The 16,431-nt window shown below is 68.9% G+C and carries 12 protein-coding genes and 1 pseudogene; 3 read left to right on the top strand and 10 right to left on the bottom strand.

All coding sequences use genetic code 11. The features are described from left to right. Nucleotides 1-38 precede the first annotated feature (38 nt). Together U5N23_RS27715 and U5N23_RS27710 are read right to left on the bottom strand one after the other, a co-directional pair. Nucleotides 39-830 carry a LytTR family DNA-binding domain-containing protein gene (locus U5N23_RS27715; protein ID WP_322595928.1) on the bottom strand — a complete coding sequence of 264 codons (792 nt, stop codon included), beginning with the start codon at nt 828-830 and terminating at the stop codon, nt 39-41. Then, on the bottom strand, nt 827-1,951 hold the full coding sequence (locus tag U5N23_RS27710; protein WP_322595927.1) for a sensor histidine kinase: 1,125 nt from the start codon (nt 1,949-1,951) through the stop codon (nt 827-829). Before U5N23_RS27710 ends, U5N23_RS27715 begins: the two co-directional genes overlap by 4 nt. 155 nt (nt 1,952-2,106) lie before the next feature. Between U5N23_RS27710 and U5N23_RS27705 the strand changes: the two genes are divergently transcribed. From U5N23_RS27705 to U5N23_RS27695, 3 genes are all read left to right on the top strand, one after another. Further along, nucleotides 2,107-2,847 carry a LuxR family transcriptional regulator gene (locus U5N23_RS27705; RefSeq protein WP_322595926.1) on the top strand — a complete coding sequence of 247 codons (741 nt, stop codon included), beginning with the start codon at nt 2,107-2,109 and terminating at the stop codon, nt 2,845-2,847. A gap of 98 nt (nt 2,848-2,945) precedes the next feature. Continuing rightward, nucleotides 2,946-3,467, top strand: coding sequence for a MarR family winged helix-turn-helix transcriptional regulator (locus tag U5N23_RS27700; protein WP_322595925.1), 522 nt, complete (start codon nt 2,946-2,948; stop codon nt 3,465-3,467). Then, entirely contained in the window at nt 3,464-4,141 is a 678-nt protein-coding gene (locus tag U5N23_RS27695; RefSeq protein ID WP_322595924.1) for a GNAT family N-acetyltransferase, read from the top strand. Before U5N23_RS27700 ends, U5N23_RS27695 begins: the two co-directional genes overlap by 4 nt. A gap of 50 nt (nt 4,142-4,191) precedes the next feature. Here U5N23_RS27695 and U5N23_RS27690 read toward each other — a convergent pair whose 3' ends face one another. From U5N23_RS27690 to U5N23_RS27660, 8 genes and pseudogenes are all read right to left on the bottom strand, one after another. Then, nucleotides 4,192-5,757, bottom strand: coding sequence for a diguanylate cyclase domain-containing protein (locus U5N23_RS27690; protein ID WP_416208681.1), 1,566 nt, complete (start codon nt 5,755-5,757; stop codon nt 4,192-4,194). Between the two features lie 234 nt (nt 5,758-5,991). Next, nucleotides 5,992-6,483, bottom strand: a pseudogene (locus tag U5N23_RS33200) (MHYT domain-containing protein); the annotation flags it as partial. Nucleotides 6,484-6,818: 335 nt separating this feature from the next. Then, nucleotides 6,819-8,990 (bottom strand): TonB-dependent siderophore receptor, encoded by a 2,172-nt coding sequence (locus tag U5N23_RS27685; protein WP_416208678.1) that lies wholly within the window; start codon nt 8,988-8,990, stop codon nt 6,819-6,821. A gap of 219 nt (nt 8,991-9,209) precedes the next feature. Next, on the bottom strand, nt 9,210-9,926 hold the full coding sequence (locus tag U5N23_RS27680) for a DUF4198 domain-containing protein (RefSeq protein WP_322595922.1): 717 nt from the start codon (nt 9,924-9,926) through the stop codon (nt 9,210-9,212). Between the two features lie 110 nt (nt 9,927-10,036). Then, complete coding sequence (locus tag U5N23_RS27675) at nt 10,037-12,244, bottom strand: TonB-dependent receptor (RefSeq protein WP_322595921.1); 2,208 nt, start codon at nt 12,242-12,244, stop codon at nt 10,037-10,039. Nucleotides 12,245-12,277: 33 nt separating this feature from the next. Next, on the bottom strand, nt 12,278-12,514 hold the full coding sequence (locus U5N23_RS27670) for a hypothetical protein (protein ID WP_322595920.1): 237 nt from the start codon (nt 12,512-12,514) through the stop codon (nt 12,278-12,280). After that, a complete protein-coding gene (locus U5N23_RS27665; protein WP_322595919.1) occupies nt 12,511-13,692 on the bottom strand; it encodes a PepSY domain-containing protein in 1,182 nt (393 codons plus the stop codon). The genes U5N23_RS27670 and U5N23_RS27665 overlap by 4 nt, the downstream gene beginning before the upstream one ends. A gap of 210 nt (nt 13,693-13,902) precedes the next feature. Next, entirely contained in the window at nt 13,903-16,062 is a 2,160-nt protein-coding gene (locus U5N23_RS27660) for a TonB-dependent siderophore receptor (RefSeq protein ID WP_322595918.1), read from the bottom strand. Nucleotides 16,063-16,431: the final 369 nt, after the last annotated feature.

Here is a 16,431-nt window from a genome sequence, read left to right as displayed (position 1 = left end):
ATGGCCATGGGGACTGCACCCGTCAGCCGGCCGGCCCGCTACTGCTGCTGCTTCAGGCGTGCCCTGACATCGGCGGCATAGGTCCGGCCCACCTTGGCCGTCTTGCCGCCCGGCAAGACGACGCTCAGTGATGAGTAGGGACCCACAGCCACATGGGAGATGGCTTCCAGGCGGACCAGCGTGCTGCGGTGGATGCGCATGAATTCTCCCGCAGGCAGGCTGCGCTCCAGGTCGGACAGGCTCTCGCTGTGCAGGTAGTCCCTGCCGTCAGCGTGGATGCGCGCGTAGTCGCGCTCCGCCTGGATGTGGGTGATGCTGCTGCACGGGATGCGCAGGTAGTTGTGGCCCGACTTCACCCACAGGTCGCTGGTGCCGGCACTGCGGTGCGTGGCGGCAGCTGCTGCGCTGCGCAGGCTGGCAATGATCTCCTCCAGTTCCGCGATCCGATCCTGGCGGCCTTGCGACAGCACGGCCTGGCGCGCGCGCTCCAGGGCCAGGTGCAGGCGCCCCGGGTCGATGGGCTTGGTCACGTAGTCGATGGCATGGGCATCGAATGCGCGGCGGGCCTGGTCGTCAAAGGCGGTCACGAAGACGATGGCGGGTGCCGGGGCAGGCAGGCGGGGCACCAGGTCGAAACCGCTGCCGCCGGGCATCTGGATATCCAGCAGGACGATGCGCGCGTCGAACTGCGCCAGCCTGGCGATGGCCTGCTGCACGGTGGCCGCTTCCGTGACCGCGCCGACCCAGTCCAGGCGCTGCAGGTGGCGGATGAGCCGGCGCCGTGCCAGCGGCTCGTCGTCCACGACCAGCACGTCGATGGGGCCCATCATCGGGTCCTCCAGGGCAGTTCGATCTCGGCGCGAAAGCGCGCTCCATCGGTGTAGGCGCTGAACCGGCCGCTCTCGCCAAAGCGCATGCGTAGGCGGTCCGCCACGTTGCGCAGGCCGATGCCGAAGCCGACCACGGTGTCCGCCGACGGGTGCCTGCCGGCCGGCAGATCGTTCTCGACCGCCAGCTGCAGAACGTTCTGCTGGCGCAGCGCGCGGATGGTGATCTGGGTGTGCGCTGCGGACTGGCCCACGCCATGCTTGACGGCATTCTCGATCAGCGGCTGCAGGATCAGGCTGGGCACGAGCGCGTGCCGCACCTCCTCGGCGGCATCCACGGCGAAGCCCATGCGGTCGGAAAAGCGCTCCTGCTCGATCTCCAGGTAGTCCTCCTGCAGCACCAGTTCCTCGGCCAGCGTGACGTCCTGCAGGGGGTCGATGGTCAGCGTCGTGCGCAGGAACATCGACAGCGACAGCAGCATGCGGCCTGCGCGCGCGGTGGCGCCTTCCTCGACCAGGCCAGCGATGGAGTTGAGGGTGTTGAACAGGAAATGCGGGTTCGCCTGGTAGCGCAGGGCGCGCATCTGGGCGAGCAGGGCCTCCTCGCGCGCGGCGGCCAGGCTGCGTTCGCGGTCCCGCACCTCGAAGGCATAGACCATGGACACATACAGGCAGGACCAGCCGAAGAACATCGCCATGCTCGAGACCATGGTGTAGCCGAAGTTGCGCCAGCTGAATTCAGGCACTTCGGGTGCCACGTAGAAGGTGTAGACCTGGAAATCGAACAGGCTGTACAGCGGTGCACAGGCCAGGGACAGCGCAAACGCCATGGCCGCCTTGAACAGGATGCCACGGCGGCGCACCCGGAACAGCAGTGCCGACATGCCGATGGTGAGCAGGGCGCCGAAGCTGTTGAGCACCAGCTTGCCCGAGAACGATTCGAGCGGGTCGACGCCTGCGATCCCCCACAGGATGCTGTCGCTGAGCAGCACGGCGCTCCAGAACACCGCGGCCAGTTGCAGGGTCGTGCGGCGCAGGCCGGACCAGGTACTGGCGGCGGCGCCGCCGGGCAGCTCGGGGGTGTCGTTCGTCGACGCTTGGGGTCCGTTCGTCGAAATGTGCATGGTTTCGTCGGCCAGGGATGTCGTTGGAATTTCCGGGTGGGGCAGTCTCGCCAAGAATTCTCCCGGGTCCTCTCCATTTCTGGAATGGGGGCCTTGCAGGCCCCGGTTCCAGCCGGATGGATTCTGGCCCATCCCCGTTCCACCCTTTTCCGCCAATGGATCTGACGCTACAGCCCTTTCGCGAATCGCTCGACCAGCTGCTGCACAGCCCCGACCTGCCCAGCCTGCATGCCCAGGTGCAGCGGCTGGCGCAGGCGCTCGGATTCGAGCATTTCATCTATGCCCTGCGGGTGCCGGAGCACTTCGCGCAGTCGAGCGTGCTGCTGGTGGATGGCTACCCGCCGGGATGGACCCGCCACTACATGGCCCGCGACTACCATGTGCACGACCCCATCATCCGCTATTGCAGCCGCAATATCCTGCCGGTGCTGTGGCACCAGGTGCCGGGGGACGCCCCTGGCCCCGAAGCCCGGCAGGTCATGGACGAGGCCGCCGGGCACGGGCTGTGCACCGGCCTGAGCGTGCCGCTGCACACGCCCCACGGCGAGGTGGGCATATTGAGCGGCACCACCTCGCGCGTGGGCCGCAGCGCCCGGGCCGACATTGCGCAGGCCCAGGCGCACGCACACCTCCTGGCCTCGTATGTGCACGAGGCCATGCGGCGCCTGGCGCCCATGCCGCTGCAGCGCCCGGCCCTGAGCCCGCGCGAACAGCAGGTGCTGCGCTGGGCCGCCGACGGCAAGACTTCGTGGGAGATCTCGTGCCTGCTGCACATCTCCGAGCGCACGGCCAATTTCCACCTCAACGCCATCGCGCAGAAGCTGGGGGTGTTCAGCCGCCAGCATGCGATTGCACGGGCCCTGCTGCTCGGCCTCATCCAGCCGCGTCCGTTCTGATCGCGTGCCAGCGGGTGCGCGCTGTCCCGGTGAGGAGCGGGAGGATTCTTGACAGGCGCCGGCCAAATACATATCATGATATATATCAAAGGTAAATCATGGTCCACGACACCGTCAAGGAACTCGGATTCCTCACCCTCGGCACGCGCTTTCGGCGCATCGGTGAGTCGCTGCAGGCGCAGACCCAGGCGCTCATGGCCCGGCATGGCATCGACCTGCCCGCGGCCCACTTTCCGCTGCTCGCGGCGCTGGACCGGCATGGCCCGCTGGGCGTGGGGGAGCTGAGCGCAGCGGTCGGCGTCAGCCAGCCCGTGGTCACGCGCTCGCTGCGCGGGCTGGAGGCCAGCGGGCTGGTGGAGTCCCGGTCGCAGGAGGGGGACCGGCGCATCCGCAAGGTGCAGCTCAGCAGCGCAGGGCAGGCACTGGTTGCGCGTGCCAAGCGCGATGTCTGGCCGGTCATCGAAGCCTCGGTCGCGCAGATCTGCGCGCCCCTGCAAGGGCCTTTGCTGGAGCAGCTCGCTGCCCTGGAAGCGGGCCTCGAAAACACCTCGCTGCTGCAGCGTGCGGCGGCTTCTCTCACCCCCAGGCCGCAAGGTCCGCAAGAAAAGGCATCCCCATGAACGACAAGCCCCTTGACCGCCCTGTGTGGGCCGCGCTGCTCCACGCGCCGCAGCTCACCGAAGGCACAGTCCTCGCCCGGCGCTATCGGCGCGACGTGAACCTGTTCGCGTCCGCGCGGGATGATGACAGCGCCAGCCTCGCAGCGCTGGCCGACCTGGTGGGGGCGGGCGAGTCCATCTTCATGGCGCAGGTGCCGCCCGTCCAGGTGCCGCCGGGCCTGCAGCTCGTGCGCAGTGCCCAGGGCGTGCAGATGCTGGCCATGCAAGCCGTCGCGCCCGTGCCGGGCGAAGAGGCCGTGGTGGTGCTTGGCGATGCGGATGCGCCCGAGATGCTGGCGCTGGCGCAGCTGACCGAGCCCGGCCCCTTCCTGCCGCGCACGCACACCATGGGCCGCTTCGTCGGCGTGCGGATCGGCGGGCGCCTGGCGGCGATGGCCGGCGAGCGCATGCGCTTTGCGGGCGCCACCGAGGTCAGCGGGGTCTGCACCCATCCCGACTTCCGGGGGCGGGGCCTGGCGCGCCGGCTGTCGTCCGTGGTGGCGCATGCCATCCAGCAGCGTGGCGACCAGGCCTTCCTGCATGCCTGGGCGTCCAACCATGCGGCCATCGCGCTTTATGAAAGCCTGGGTTTCCAGACCCGCACGGAAGTGCAGGTGGCGGTGCTGGCGCGCTAGTCTCCGGGAGGGAGGGAGGGTGGGCGGGCTTGTCGGTGCCGTGCCGGCGCTCAGCCCGTGCCCAGTGGCTCGGCCATGACAAAGCGCCGTTTCCCCGCCTCCTTGGCCCGGTACATGGCGCTGTCGGCCTGCTGCAGCAGGGCCTCGCAGCTGGCCAGGTCGGTGGCGGCATGCGGGCCGTAGCTGGCACCGCCGATGCTGGCGGAGATCTGCAGCACCAAGCCCTCGATCAGGAACGGGGACGACAGGCTTTCCACCAGCATGCCGGCCACCTTGGCCGTGCCCCGCAGGCCCGGCTGGAACAGTGCCACGGCAAATTCGTCGCCCCCCAGCCGTGCGACCAGGTCACCGCCGCGCACCCCCAGCAGCAGGCGCTGGGCTGCCTGCTGCAGCAGGGCATCGCCCACCGCGTGGCCGTGGGCGTCGTTGATGGCCTTGAACCCGTCGAGATCGATGAACAGGATGGAGACGTTGCCGCCGTTGCGGTGGGCCTGCGCCAGTTGCTGCTGCACGATCTGGCGGAACAGCGAGCGGTTGGCCAGGCCGGTCAGCATGTCGTGGTGGGCCTCGTGTTTCGCCGTGTCCAGCAGGTGTGCGGCCTGGCGCAGTGCGTTGCCGACCTTGTCGGCCTCCGTCAGGCCCAGGGGCGGCACCACGATGGGGGCGCCCGAACCCAGGGCCAATGCCGGTCCGGTCAAGGCCTGCACGGCGTTGGCGATGGAGCCGCCGATGCGCCAGGCCAGGAGCAGGCTGGCGGTCAGCATCAGCACCAGGCCTGCGATTAGCCACGCGACCGTGCTCAGCAGCGGGGTGCTGAGGCTGCTGCTTGGAATGCCGATGGAGACCGCCCAGCCCGTGGCGGGTGAGCGGCTGAAGGCCGAGAGCACGGGGATGCCTTCCAGGGTCACGGCATCCACCGAGTCCTCGTCCACCTGGGCCAGGCGCTGCAACAGACGCGGGGCGCCCCTGGCCCCGACAAAGCGCCGCATCTCGTGGCTGCGCGCGACGATGGTCCCCTCGGCGTCGTAGATGGAGACGATCCAGTCCCTGGCCAGGTGCTGGTTGTTCAGCAACTGGGTCAGCCGCTCGGGCCACAGGCTGGCCCTCAGCCACTGGTCCGAAGCAGGGGCCTTGCCGGCCTTCCCTGGCGCCACGGGCACCGCGATCGTGACGGTGGTCTCCTTCTCGAAACGGGTTTGCAGAAAGGCCGCGTTCGAGAAGGAGGAAGAGGCGGGGCGGGGGCCGTGCGAGGGGGTGGTGGAGTGGGCGCCCGGCGGCAGGCGGGTGTCCATCAGCACGCTGCCATGGCCGTCCTCCAGCACGAGCGCCGCCACATGCAGGTGGCCCAGCGCGTCTTCGGCCTGCAGCTGGAAGGCGGGCAGGTTGCCGTCCAGCAGTGATCGGGACGTGGACAGCACCCGAAGGCCCGACTCGACACCGGCGAGGTCCTTGTCCACGGTGGCAAGGATGGCGCGGGCCGTGACCACCAGCGCCCTGGCGTGCTGCTCGCGCAGGCGCTGGTAGTCGTGGACCATGACCACCACGGCCATCAGGGACACGGGCAGGCTGGCTGCCACCACCAGGAACACCAGGCGCGAGCGGATGGTCGGTGGCATGGCGCCATAGACCGAGATCAGCAGCGTTGTGACCAGGAACAGCGCCACCAGCCCGCTGATGACGAAGCCCAGCCAACTGCCACCGATGCCGGTCGGCCCCGCACCGCAGACGCTGCCGGGGGCGAAGTTGGCGGCCCCCATGCCCGTGTAGTGCATGCCGGCGATGGCGGCCCCCATGACGACGGCACTGGCCGTCTTCTTGCGAAAGCCCGTCAACACGGTTTCGTGGCGCAGGCGAAAGCAGATCAGCAGCGCGGCGCTCGAGGCAGCGATGGCGACGAGCACCGAGAGGCCGAACAGCCAGGGGTCGTAGGCAATGCGCGGGCGCATCTGCATTGCCTCCATGCCCAGGTAGTGCATGGCGGCGATACCCACGCCCATGAGCGTGCCCGCGCCCAGCAGGCGTCGCCAGCCCAGCTGCCGCTGGCTGACCGTGTGCAGGGCCAGTGCGGAGGACAGCACGGCGACCAGCCAGGAGGCCAGCGTGGCGCCGACCTCGTAGGCCAGTGGCACCGGCAGCGAAAAGGCGAGCATGCCCACGAAATGCATGGACCAGATGCCGGTTCCCATGGCCAGGGCGCCGCACCCCAGCCACAGCAGTGCGCGGCGCGCGTTGCCGATGGCCGCTGCCACCCGCGAGGCCATGTCCAGCGCCACGAACGATGCCACCACCGCCGTCGCGACCGACAGCAACACCAGCACCGGGTCGTAGCTACCCTGCATGGGCGCCCGGGATCCGGCCCCTGCGCGGGGCGGCTGGCATGCGCAGACTCATCGACACCTCCCCTGGGAAACGCGTGGACATCCTCTTTGGACAACCATGCTAGCGGTTCCCTGCGGCGGCTGAAAGCTTTGCTTTGCACGCCGCCGCAGCAGCAGCAGCGGCCGGACCGGCGCCTCAGAGGCTGGGAATTTTCTGGCCGTCTCCGAAGTGCGCGCCACAACGCCTCGGATCTAGGCGCAAAGCACAGCCATAGCTCGGGCTATGGCGAGCATTTGCTTTCGACGAGCCGGGGTGTTTTGGCGTGCAAGGCGGGCGTGGACGAAAGATTCTCAGTCTCTCAGAACCGATAGGTCGAGGTCAGTGCGTAGGTGCGTCCCTGCCCATAGAAGCAGTCCCCCCGCGCCAGGCACTGGGTGATGTGCACCTTGTCGGCCAGGTTGGTCACGTTGAAGGCCAGGCGCCAGTCGCCCGCATCGTAGGCCAGCAGGGCGTCGGCCAGCGTGGCCGAGGGGGTGGAGATGGCGGATGTGCCGCTCCACTGCGAGCCGGTGTAGCGCACGCCGGCGCCCACGGTCCAGCCGCCGCGCCCTTCGGAGGCAAAGCGGTGCGACAGCCAGGCCGAGCCGGTGTGTTTGGGCACGCTCGCCACGGGCAGGCCCTGGTCGCCAGCGTTGCTGCGCGAGACCTTGGCATCGGTGTAGCCGTAGGCCAGGGTGGCGTCCCAGTGGCTGGCCAGGCTGGCGGTGATCTCGGCCTCCAGGCCGGTGACCTTGACCTCGCCGATCTGCAGGCTGTTGAGCGGGTTGGCCGGGTCATTGGTCTTGCGGTTGGTCTCGCGCAACTGGTAGGCGGCGACAAAGGCCGAAATGCCCTGGCCTGGCGGTTGCCACTTCACGCCCGCCTCCCACTGCTTGCCGCGCGTGGGCTTGTAGGGGGTGCCGTACACGTCCACGCCGCCCAGCGGCTGGAAGGATTCGGAGTAACCCACATACGGGGCCCAGCCGCCGTCCATCTGGTAGGTGGCGCCGGCGCGCTTGGTCCAGGCCTTGTCGTCCACGGCGGCTGCGGGGCGGCCTTCGGTGTCGGTCTTGGCGCTGTCGTGGCGCAGGCCCAGCGTGGCCGTCCATCGACCCCAGGTGATCTGGTCCTGGGCGTAGAAGCCGAGCTGGCGCTGCGCCACGCCCGGCTGGCGCACCAGCGCCGAGGCCGCAGGCGGCGTGAAGTTGCCGTACACCGGGTTGTAGACGTCGATGGAGGGGGCCACGGCGCGCCAGGCCGACTGGCCCGAGTGGTTGCGCTGCACATCCAGGCCCGCCAGCAGCGTGTGCTGCGTGGCGCCTGCGTTGAGCTTGCCTTCGAGCTGGGTGTCGATGAGCAGCATGCGGCCGGTGTTGAGATTCCACACCGCGTCGCGCACCACGCTGCGGTTGTCGCTGTTGAACACCGGGCGCGCGGGGCGGCCTGCGCCGGCATTGGCCGTGAAGCTGGTGTAGATGGTGCGGTAGTCCACCTCGGTCACGGTGCGGCGCAGGTTCTGGCGCACGGTCCAGGCGTCGTTCAGGCGGTGGCTGAACAGGTAGCCCCAGGAGCTGTTCTCGGTGTTGAACGCATCCCAGCCCGGCTCGCTGATGAAGGCCGAGCGCGGGATCTGGCCATAGGGGCTGGGCAACTGCGTGCCTTGCCAGGGGAAGAAGCCGATCAGCGATCCGCTCTTGTCCTTCTGGTACAGGCCCTGCAGCGTGAGCGAGGTGTCCGCGCTGGGGCGCCAGGTCAGCGAGGGGGCCAGCACAGTGCGGTCATCGGCCACATGGTCGACCTGGGTGCCGCTGTCGCGGCCCACGGCCACCAGGCGGTACAGCCATTGGCCATTGGTATCGAGCGCGCCGGTCAGGTCGGCGGCGATCTGCTTGCGCGCGTGGCTGCCGACCTGCACCTGCACTTCGCGCGCGGTCTCGGCCTGGGGGCGCTTGCTCGTGAGGTTGAGCACACCGCCCACACTGCCCTGGCCATAGAGCACCGAGGTCGGGCCACGCAGGAATTCCACGCGCTCCAGCGTGTACGGATCGGGCCGGCTGCTGTTGTAGGTGCCGTAGGTGCGCAGCAGGCCGTCCTGGTACTGGGACACATTGGCGCCGCGCGCGCTGAAGCTGTCCACGCGGCTGTCGAAGTAGTTGGAGACCGCGCCTGCCGTGTAGGCCGTGACCTGGCGCAGCGTCTGCACGCCCTGGGCCTCCATCTGGTCACGCGTCACCACGCTGATGGCTTGCGGCGTTTCGAGCAGCGGCGTGTCGGTCTTGGTGGCGCTCAGGGCGCGCTTGGCCACGAAGCCGGAGACCGGCGCCGTGGGGTTCTCCCGCTCTGCGCCGGATTGCACGGTCACGGGGGCGAGGGTGGCTTCAGCGGCGGGGGGCGTGGCGGTCTGGGCCTGTGCACAGGCGCTGCAGACCATCAGGAACGCGGCGTGTGCAACGGCAGTGCGCGCAGGTCGCGCGGGGCAATGGGATGGCATGGTCTTCAAGGGTGGTGCAGCCTGCGGCCATGCGGCAGCGAAGGCGGGTTGGCTGGGGTGTGGCGGTGCGCGGCCGGCGCCGTGAAGGCTGCCGGTGGCAGTGGCTGGCGAAAGGAAAAGGGGCCGGGTGCAGGTCCGGACGCCCTGGAGACCCCCACCAGGCTCAATGGCCCTGCAGTCACCTGGGTTGGGGGTTGGCGCCCCTTCGGGCGCGGGTTGTCAGTGCTTTTCGGGTGCGGGCGGCAGCAGTGGCGAGACAGCGCCTTCGGCCTGCACGAAGCTCAGCGTAGTGACGTAGCTGGCCTCACCATACTTCTCGCCCTGGGCTTCGCCGGGCGTCTTGTCGGTGTGGTGCACTTCGGCCACGTACTGGCCCTTCCAGGGGGTCAGGAACTCCACGGTGCCGTCGTCGGCGGACTGGGCTTCGCGGCTCCAGCCGGCGGGCGAGACCAGTTGCACCTTGGCCTTGGGCAGCGGCTTGCCGTTGAACACGACCTTGAGCTGGCCGGGCTTGCCGGTGGGCACCAGGTCCAGCGCCTGGCCGGGCGCCACGGGCTGGGCGAGGCTCGCGACCCAGCGGGCCGAAGGCTGCCAGTACATGGCGGGCAGGTTGCGCTTGCTGCGGTCGATCAGCGGGTAGGTGGCTGCGGCGAACAGCGTGTCGGCGTTGCCGGTCACGGTGTAGGCGAAGGCGTCCTTGGTCAGCTTGCCTTCGACCTTCTGGCTGGCGGCGCCGGCGCGCTGTTCGAGCACGGGCACGCCCTTGAACTTGTCCAGCGAACCGGGCGAGGTCTCGCGCAGGTTGTCGTTGAACTCGCCGAAGTGCAGGCGGGCCTGGCCACCGGCATTTTCGAGCCACACCTGGTGGGCCTGGGCTGCGCTGGCGCCGAGGGCCAGCAAAGCGGCGGCCAGCAGGGGCTTCATGGAGGATTGCATGGAAGTCTTCCTTTCAATGGTTGGTGTGGAACACGGAAATCGAACAAACGCCCCCTCCATGCGGTTGCATGGTCGGGGCTGATGGCACGGGTCGTCGACCCTGCCGGAGATCAGAAATCGACGCTGGCGCTCAGGCTGAGGGCACGCGGAGCACCCACCACCAGGTAGCCCGAGCCTGGGTAGCCGCCCACCGAAGCCCAGTGGTTCTTGTCGGTCACGTTGTCGATGCGCGCGCGCAGCGTGACCAGCTTGCCGCCCATCTCGGTCAGGTAGCGGGCGCCCAGGTCCAGGCGGTTCCAGCCGGCCACGCGCAGGGTGTTGGTGGCGTTGGCATGGCTCGATCCGGTGTGCACCAGGCGGCCGTCCAGCGCCAGGCCTCGCACGCCGGGCACGTCCCACTCCAGCCCCAGGTTGGCCTGCAGCTTGGGCACGCCGATCACGCGCTGGCCATCGGTGAGTGCCGAGCCGGTGCGCTGCTGTTTGGCGTCGAGCCAGGTGGCACCGCCGAGCACGCGCAGACCGCTCATGGCCTCGCCCTGCACGGCCAGTTCCAGGCCCTGGTGGCGGTCCTTGCCGCTCGCGCCGAAGATGCCGGCGGCATCGACCACGGAGCGTGGCTTGTCGGTGGAGAACAGCGCCAGGCTGCCGCCCACGCGACCGCCATCGTATTTCACGCCGATTTCCTTTTGCTTGGAGACATAGGGGGCCAGCATGGTGCCCCGGTTGGCTGCGGTGGAGGGCGCGGTCTCGCCCTGGCTCAGGCCTTCGGCATAGTTGGCGTACACCGACAGGCTCTTGTCCAGCTTGTACAGGGCGCCGAGCAGGGGGCTGGTGCGGCTTTGGTCGTAGCGGTCGGTCTGCGCGCCGGTGCCATAGGCGAAGTTGGCGATGTCGAACTTCTGGTGGCGCAGGCCCAGCGTCACGAGCAGGCGCTTGTCCAGCATCGACAGCGTGTCGCCCAGCGCCACGCTGCTCAGCTTGATGCGGCCCGTGGTCAGCGGGTTGTCCATCATGCCGCCGCGCAGCGCCGTGGCGCTGTAGGCCGGCGTGGCGGTGTACAACGGGTTGTAGAGGTTGGTGGCCTGGGTGTTGCCGAAGTCCATGACATAGGCGTTCTTCTTGTCCAGGCTGAACGAGGAGGCGGCGAGCACCCATTCATGGCCCACGCTGCCGGTCTGCAGCTTGCCGCGCAAGCCCAGCTCGCCGGTATTGACGTTGTCCTTGCGGTTGTTGTCGAAGCGGTAGGTGGTGCCGGCGCCGGTGGCCGCATTGGCCACCGAGAGGTTGGCCAGCGAGTTCGACTCCGTGCCGCTGCGTGCGCCAGCGGCAGCCCAGGCGGTGATGTTGGAAGTGATGTCCCACTCGCCGCGCAGCGTGCCAAAGGTGTCGCGCTCGTTGGAGAAGGCCCAGGGCTGCGCGAAGTTGCTATTGCCGTCGGGTGCGGTCGGCACAGCGGTCACGGCGCCGAGCGTGACGTTGGTGCGGGTGCGGTCGAGCTTGTGGTCCTGCCAGCCGATGTCGCCCGACAGGCGCACGTCGCGGCTGCGCCAGTCCAGGCCCACGGCGGCCAGGCCGAGCTTGGCCTTCTCGTCGTCGACGGCGGTGCCGCCGTTGTGCGAGGCCACGTTGACGCGGATGCCGGCGCTGCCATCTGGACCGAAACGGCGGGCGATGTCGGCTGCCACATCACTGTGGCCGCCACTGCCCACGCCCACGCTGACCCGGCTCAGGGGCTCGTTGGGGGCGCGCTTGGGCAGCAGGTTGATGGCACCGCCCAGGCCGCCACCACCGGGGTTGGCGCCGTTGAGGAAGGACGATGCGCCGCGCAGCACTTCCACGCGCTCGAACAGCTCGGTGGCGATGTACTGGCGTGGCAGCAGGCCGTACAGGCCGTTGTAGGCCGTGTCGTCCGAGCCCAGGATGAAGCCGCGGATGAAGTACGACTCCTGGAAGTTGCCGAAGCCACGGGCCACGCGCACCGTGGGGTCGTTCTGCAGCACGTCGCCCACGCTGCGCGCGTGGCGGTCTTGGATCAGCTCATTGGTGTAGCTGATGGTGGAGAACGGCGTTTCCATCGCATCGCGCGTGCCCAGAATGCCCACGCGACCGCCGCGTGCCACCTGGCCGCCGGGGTAGGCGGGCGACAGGCCTTGCGCCGATGCGTCGGCGCTGGCGTTCACGGTGACGGTTGAGAGCGTCTGGTCGCTGCCGGCAGCGGTCTGCGCGAGTGCTGCGGGCAGGGCCAGCGTGCACAGCAGGGCGGCGGCCAGGGCCGCTGGCGTGTGTGGGACCAGAGGGAAGCGTGGTGAGTGGTGCATGGCGGTCAGAGGAAGTGAACGGAGCGGGCGGTGTCAGAAAGGGGCGGCAGGGTCATCGCCGGGGTCGGGGTCGGCAGGGGACGCGGCAGGCGTGGGCCGCCAGGCGAACCAGGCCATCACGGCCACGGGCAGGCCCAGGCCGACCCAGGACCACCAGTCGCCCCAGGTGTCGGAGATCAGCGCGGTGGCCAGGCCGCTGGCGGTCAGCAGCCCGAGCACGATGGGCCAGCCCCACAGAGCGCGAAACGGCGTGGGTGCGTTCCTGCTCATGCGGCGCGCTCCGGGTTGGCCAGGGAGGCTGCGGCGTTGGCGGGCAGGCCGCCAGCGGCTGCCGGCGCGGCGGCCTGCACGGGCGCCCTGCGGCGCAGCCACAGGTACAGGCCGCTGCCCAGCACGACGATGGTGGCGATGTCCAGCAGCGCCCAGAGGATCTTCATCGGCATGCCGCCGTAGTCGCCGAAGTGCAGCGGCTGCGACACCAGCAGCGCCGTGAGGTACCAGGGCAGCTGCGGCGCGGCCGTGATCTGGCCGCTGTGGGCGTCGACCAGCACCGGCTGCAGCAGGCGCGAGGTCAGGGGTTCGGCGCCGCGCACGAAGACGGTGTTGTGGTGCGGGCTGGAGAACGAGGTGCCGGGGAAAGCGATGAACGACAGCTTGGTGCCCGGCGCATGCGCGCGCGCCACGTCCACTGCCTGCTGCAGCGGGCCGCGCTCTGCCATGGCGATCACGGGCTTGCCCTTGTAGGGCGCGAGCAGGGTGGACAGCTGGTCGTACTGCCAGTACTTGATCATCAGGTCGGCCCAGGTGTTGATCATGCCGGTGGCGCCCACCACGAGGGCCCAGACCAGGGTGACGACGCCCAGCAGGTTGTGCAGGTCCAGCCACTTCACGCGCGTGGAGCGCTCGCGCCGCACATCGCCGAAGCGCAACTTGCGCATGAAGGGCGCGTACAGCACCACCCCGGTGACGATGGCCACCAGCAGCAACAGGCCCATGAAGCCCAGGAACAGCTTGCCCGGCAACCCCGCGAACAGGTCCACATGCAGGCGGAACATGAGGTTCATGAATCCCTGGTTGGTGGGAATGTCGGACAGCACCTGGGCCGTGCGCGCATCGACCGCGACGGACTTGAAGTCCTCGGTCGGGTCGGGCGTGTGCGTGAGCGTGACGAACCAGACCTTGTCATCGTCCTCGGCCTGCGAGACGAACTGCACCATGCGCTCGGGGTGCACGGCCTTGGCGGCGGCGATCACGGTGTCCAGGCTGGCGCGCGGCGTGCCCTCGGGCATGGCGGGGGCCTCGACCTCGGTACCCAGCAGGTGGCCGATTTCGTGGTGGAAGATCAGCGGCAGGCCCGTGAGGCACAGCAGCAGCATGAAGACCGTGCAGATGAGGCTGGACCACTTGTGGGTCCAGGACCAGCGGCGGATGGCGGTGGGTGACAGCATGGTGCAGGGTTTCTCGGGCCGGAAAAGCTTGGAAACGTGGAAACGGGCGATGGAAGAAGCCCCCGCAGCGGCGTGCCGAGGGGGCTTGCATGCTGATTTTACGATGCAAGTAAGAATGATTTGCTTTTGCGTTGTTGTTTTGAGGGCAAAAAAGGCCCGGTGCGCCTTGGGCGAACCGGGCCATGCAGGGACTTGGGGACTGCCGGGCGCTCAATAGCGCGCCTTGAGCGCCAGCGTCACGCGGCGCGGCTCGCCGTAGAAGTTCTGGCGAAAGGTGTTGGAGACCTTCTCGTAGTAGGTCTTGTCGAACAGGTTGTCCACCGAGAGGTTCAGCGCCAGTTGGTCGTTGATCTGGTAGCCCACCTGGGCGCTGGCCAGCACGTAGTCGCCCGGGCTGATGCGCAGTGCGCCGCTCTGCGCGAAGAACTCGCTGCGGTAGGAGATGCCGCCGCCGATACTGAAGCCGCGCAGCGCGGGCGAGGTGAAGGCATAGCGCGTGAACAGGTTCACGCTGTGGCGCGGGGTGACGGGGCTGAACACCTGGCCCACCTGGGATACGGGTGCATGGAGGTACAGCGTGTCGTTGTAGGCGTAGCCGGCCACCACGTCCCAGCCGGGCTGGGGCTGGCCGCTGACCTCGGCCTCGAAGCCCTGCGAACGCACCTTGCCGCCGGCGATGGACGCATTGGTCGCGTTCGGGTCGGTCATGGCGCGGTTCTCGTCGATGATGCGGAACACGGCAGCATGCGCCTGCAGGCGCTTGTCCAGGAACTCGCCCTTCACGCCGAACTCCACCTGCTTGCCGGTGCGTGGCGCGAGCAGGTTCCTGGCGGCATCGAGCTGGCTTTGCACCACGAAGGTTTCGGAGTAGCCCGCGTAGGCCGTGTACTGTGGGTGGAAGTCGTACAGCACCGCCACCGAGGGGATGAACTGGCGGCCTGGGTCGGCCACGCTCGTGGCGGCACCGGTGGCCGTGCTGCGCGTCACCGCGTCGGCCCAGCTCAGGCGCCCGCCGGCCAGGACCTTGACGGAATCCGCCACGCTGACCTGCGCCTGGCCGTACAGCGCGTTCTCGGTGCGCGTGGTGATGGCCGAGTAGCCGGGCAGCACGAGCGCCGGGTAGGGCGCGGCATAGTTGGGCGTGAGCAGGTTGGCCTGGGTTGGGGTGCCGTAGACGTAGTTGTTGTCGTAGCTCTTGTTCTCGCTGCGGCTGGCGCCTACCAGCAGGCGGTGGCTGCGGCCCGCCACGTCCACGGGCAGGCTGGCGAACAGGTCGTAGTTGCGCGTCTTCACATGGGTCAGACCATCCACCATTTCCATGGTGAAGTTGCCATTGGGGGCGAGGGCGCTGTTGGCGCGCGCAGCACTGTAGAAGGCGCTGCGGTCCACATCGCGGGCCGACAGGCGCACCGTGCCGCCGCCCGAGAGGCGGTGCTCCAGCTCGGCAAACAGGTCGGTGGTCTTCAGGTCCTGGCGGTTGCTCGCGAGGCCCGAGAAGGCGCTGCGCGGCAGGTCGGCCAGGCGGCCGTCGGCGTAGGTGGGCAGGCCCTGGTCGATGGACGAGCGCACGCGCTGCTGCGCGCCGCCGATGGACAGCGTGGTGGATGGGGCGAGGTCCCATTCCAGCGTGCCATAGCCCAAGCGCTTGTTGTTGAACAGGGTGTCGACATGGCTGTCGCGGTCTTCGGCCACGGCCACGGCGCGGGCGCGCACGGTGCCTGCGGCGTTGAGCGCGCCGCCCACATCCACCTCACCGCGGCGCAGGCCGAAGGAGCCCACGGCCGCGTCGGCATTGAGCATGAGCTTGCCCGGTGCGCGCTTGCGCACCAGGTTCACCGTGCCGCCCGGCTCGCTGCCGCCCTGCAGCAGGCCGGCGGGGCCGCGCAGCACTTCGATGCGGTCGTACATGGCGGTGTCCAGCGTGCTGTAGTTGCCCTGGGGGATGGGCACGCCATCGAGCTGGATGGCGCCCAGGTCGAAGCCGCGCGACTGGAAGGTGTTGTAGTTGCCCGCACCGTCGAAGCGGGTCACGGTGATGCCGGTGCTGAACTTGACGGCGTCCTCGACCTTGGTGACGTTGCGGTCGTCGAGCTGCTGGCGCGTGATGACGCTGATGGACTGCGGGATCTCGCGCGGCGCCTGGTCCATCTTGCCCACGTTGACCTGGCGCGCCGTGTACTGGCCCGTGCCTTCAGTGGCAGGGGTATCGGCAGAGTGGGTGACCTTCACCTCGGGCAGGGCCGCGTCCTGCGCGTGGGCGGCCCCTGCGGCCAGGCAGCTGCAGGCGGCCAGCAGGGCCAGGGTGGAAAGGGGATACGAGGGCGCTCGGAGAGCGCTGCGCAGGTGTGCGGGCAAGTGGCTATGCGTCATGGCAGGGGCAGAGGGTTGTGCAAGCGGATGCTCAGGAAGCGAGGCGCCGGGTGCTTCCTGCGCACGCTCCCAGGCAGTGGCGGCTGCCGTTGCTGCCGAGAGCGGGCGCGCAAGGCGCGGCGAGGGATGCGGGGGCATCCCGGGTTCACTATTGGCTGGCAGGAGAGGGTGCTTGAACGATGCGGCCCGGTGCCGGGGGCGCGCTGTCGAGACTGGCTGCTGGCTGGGGCCGTATTCTACTTAATTGCGAACAATTCTCATTGTTTTTGGCAATCTGTGTGCGTTTGCAACAATGCTGGCACCATGGGCCCGTTGGTGCCGCCCGGCGGACGGGCATAAAAAAACGGGCCGAGGCCCGTTTTGGAAGGT

The sequence above is a fragment of the Acidovorax sp. genome (assembly GCF_034519795.1).
GTDB lineage: Bacteria > Pseudomonadota > Gammaproteobacteria > Burkholderiales > Burkholderiaceae_C > Acidovorax.
Note: the sequence above shows the minus strand (reverse complement) of the source record. Positions and strands in the feature narration are given on the sequence as shown.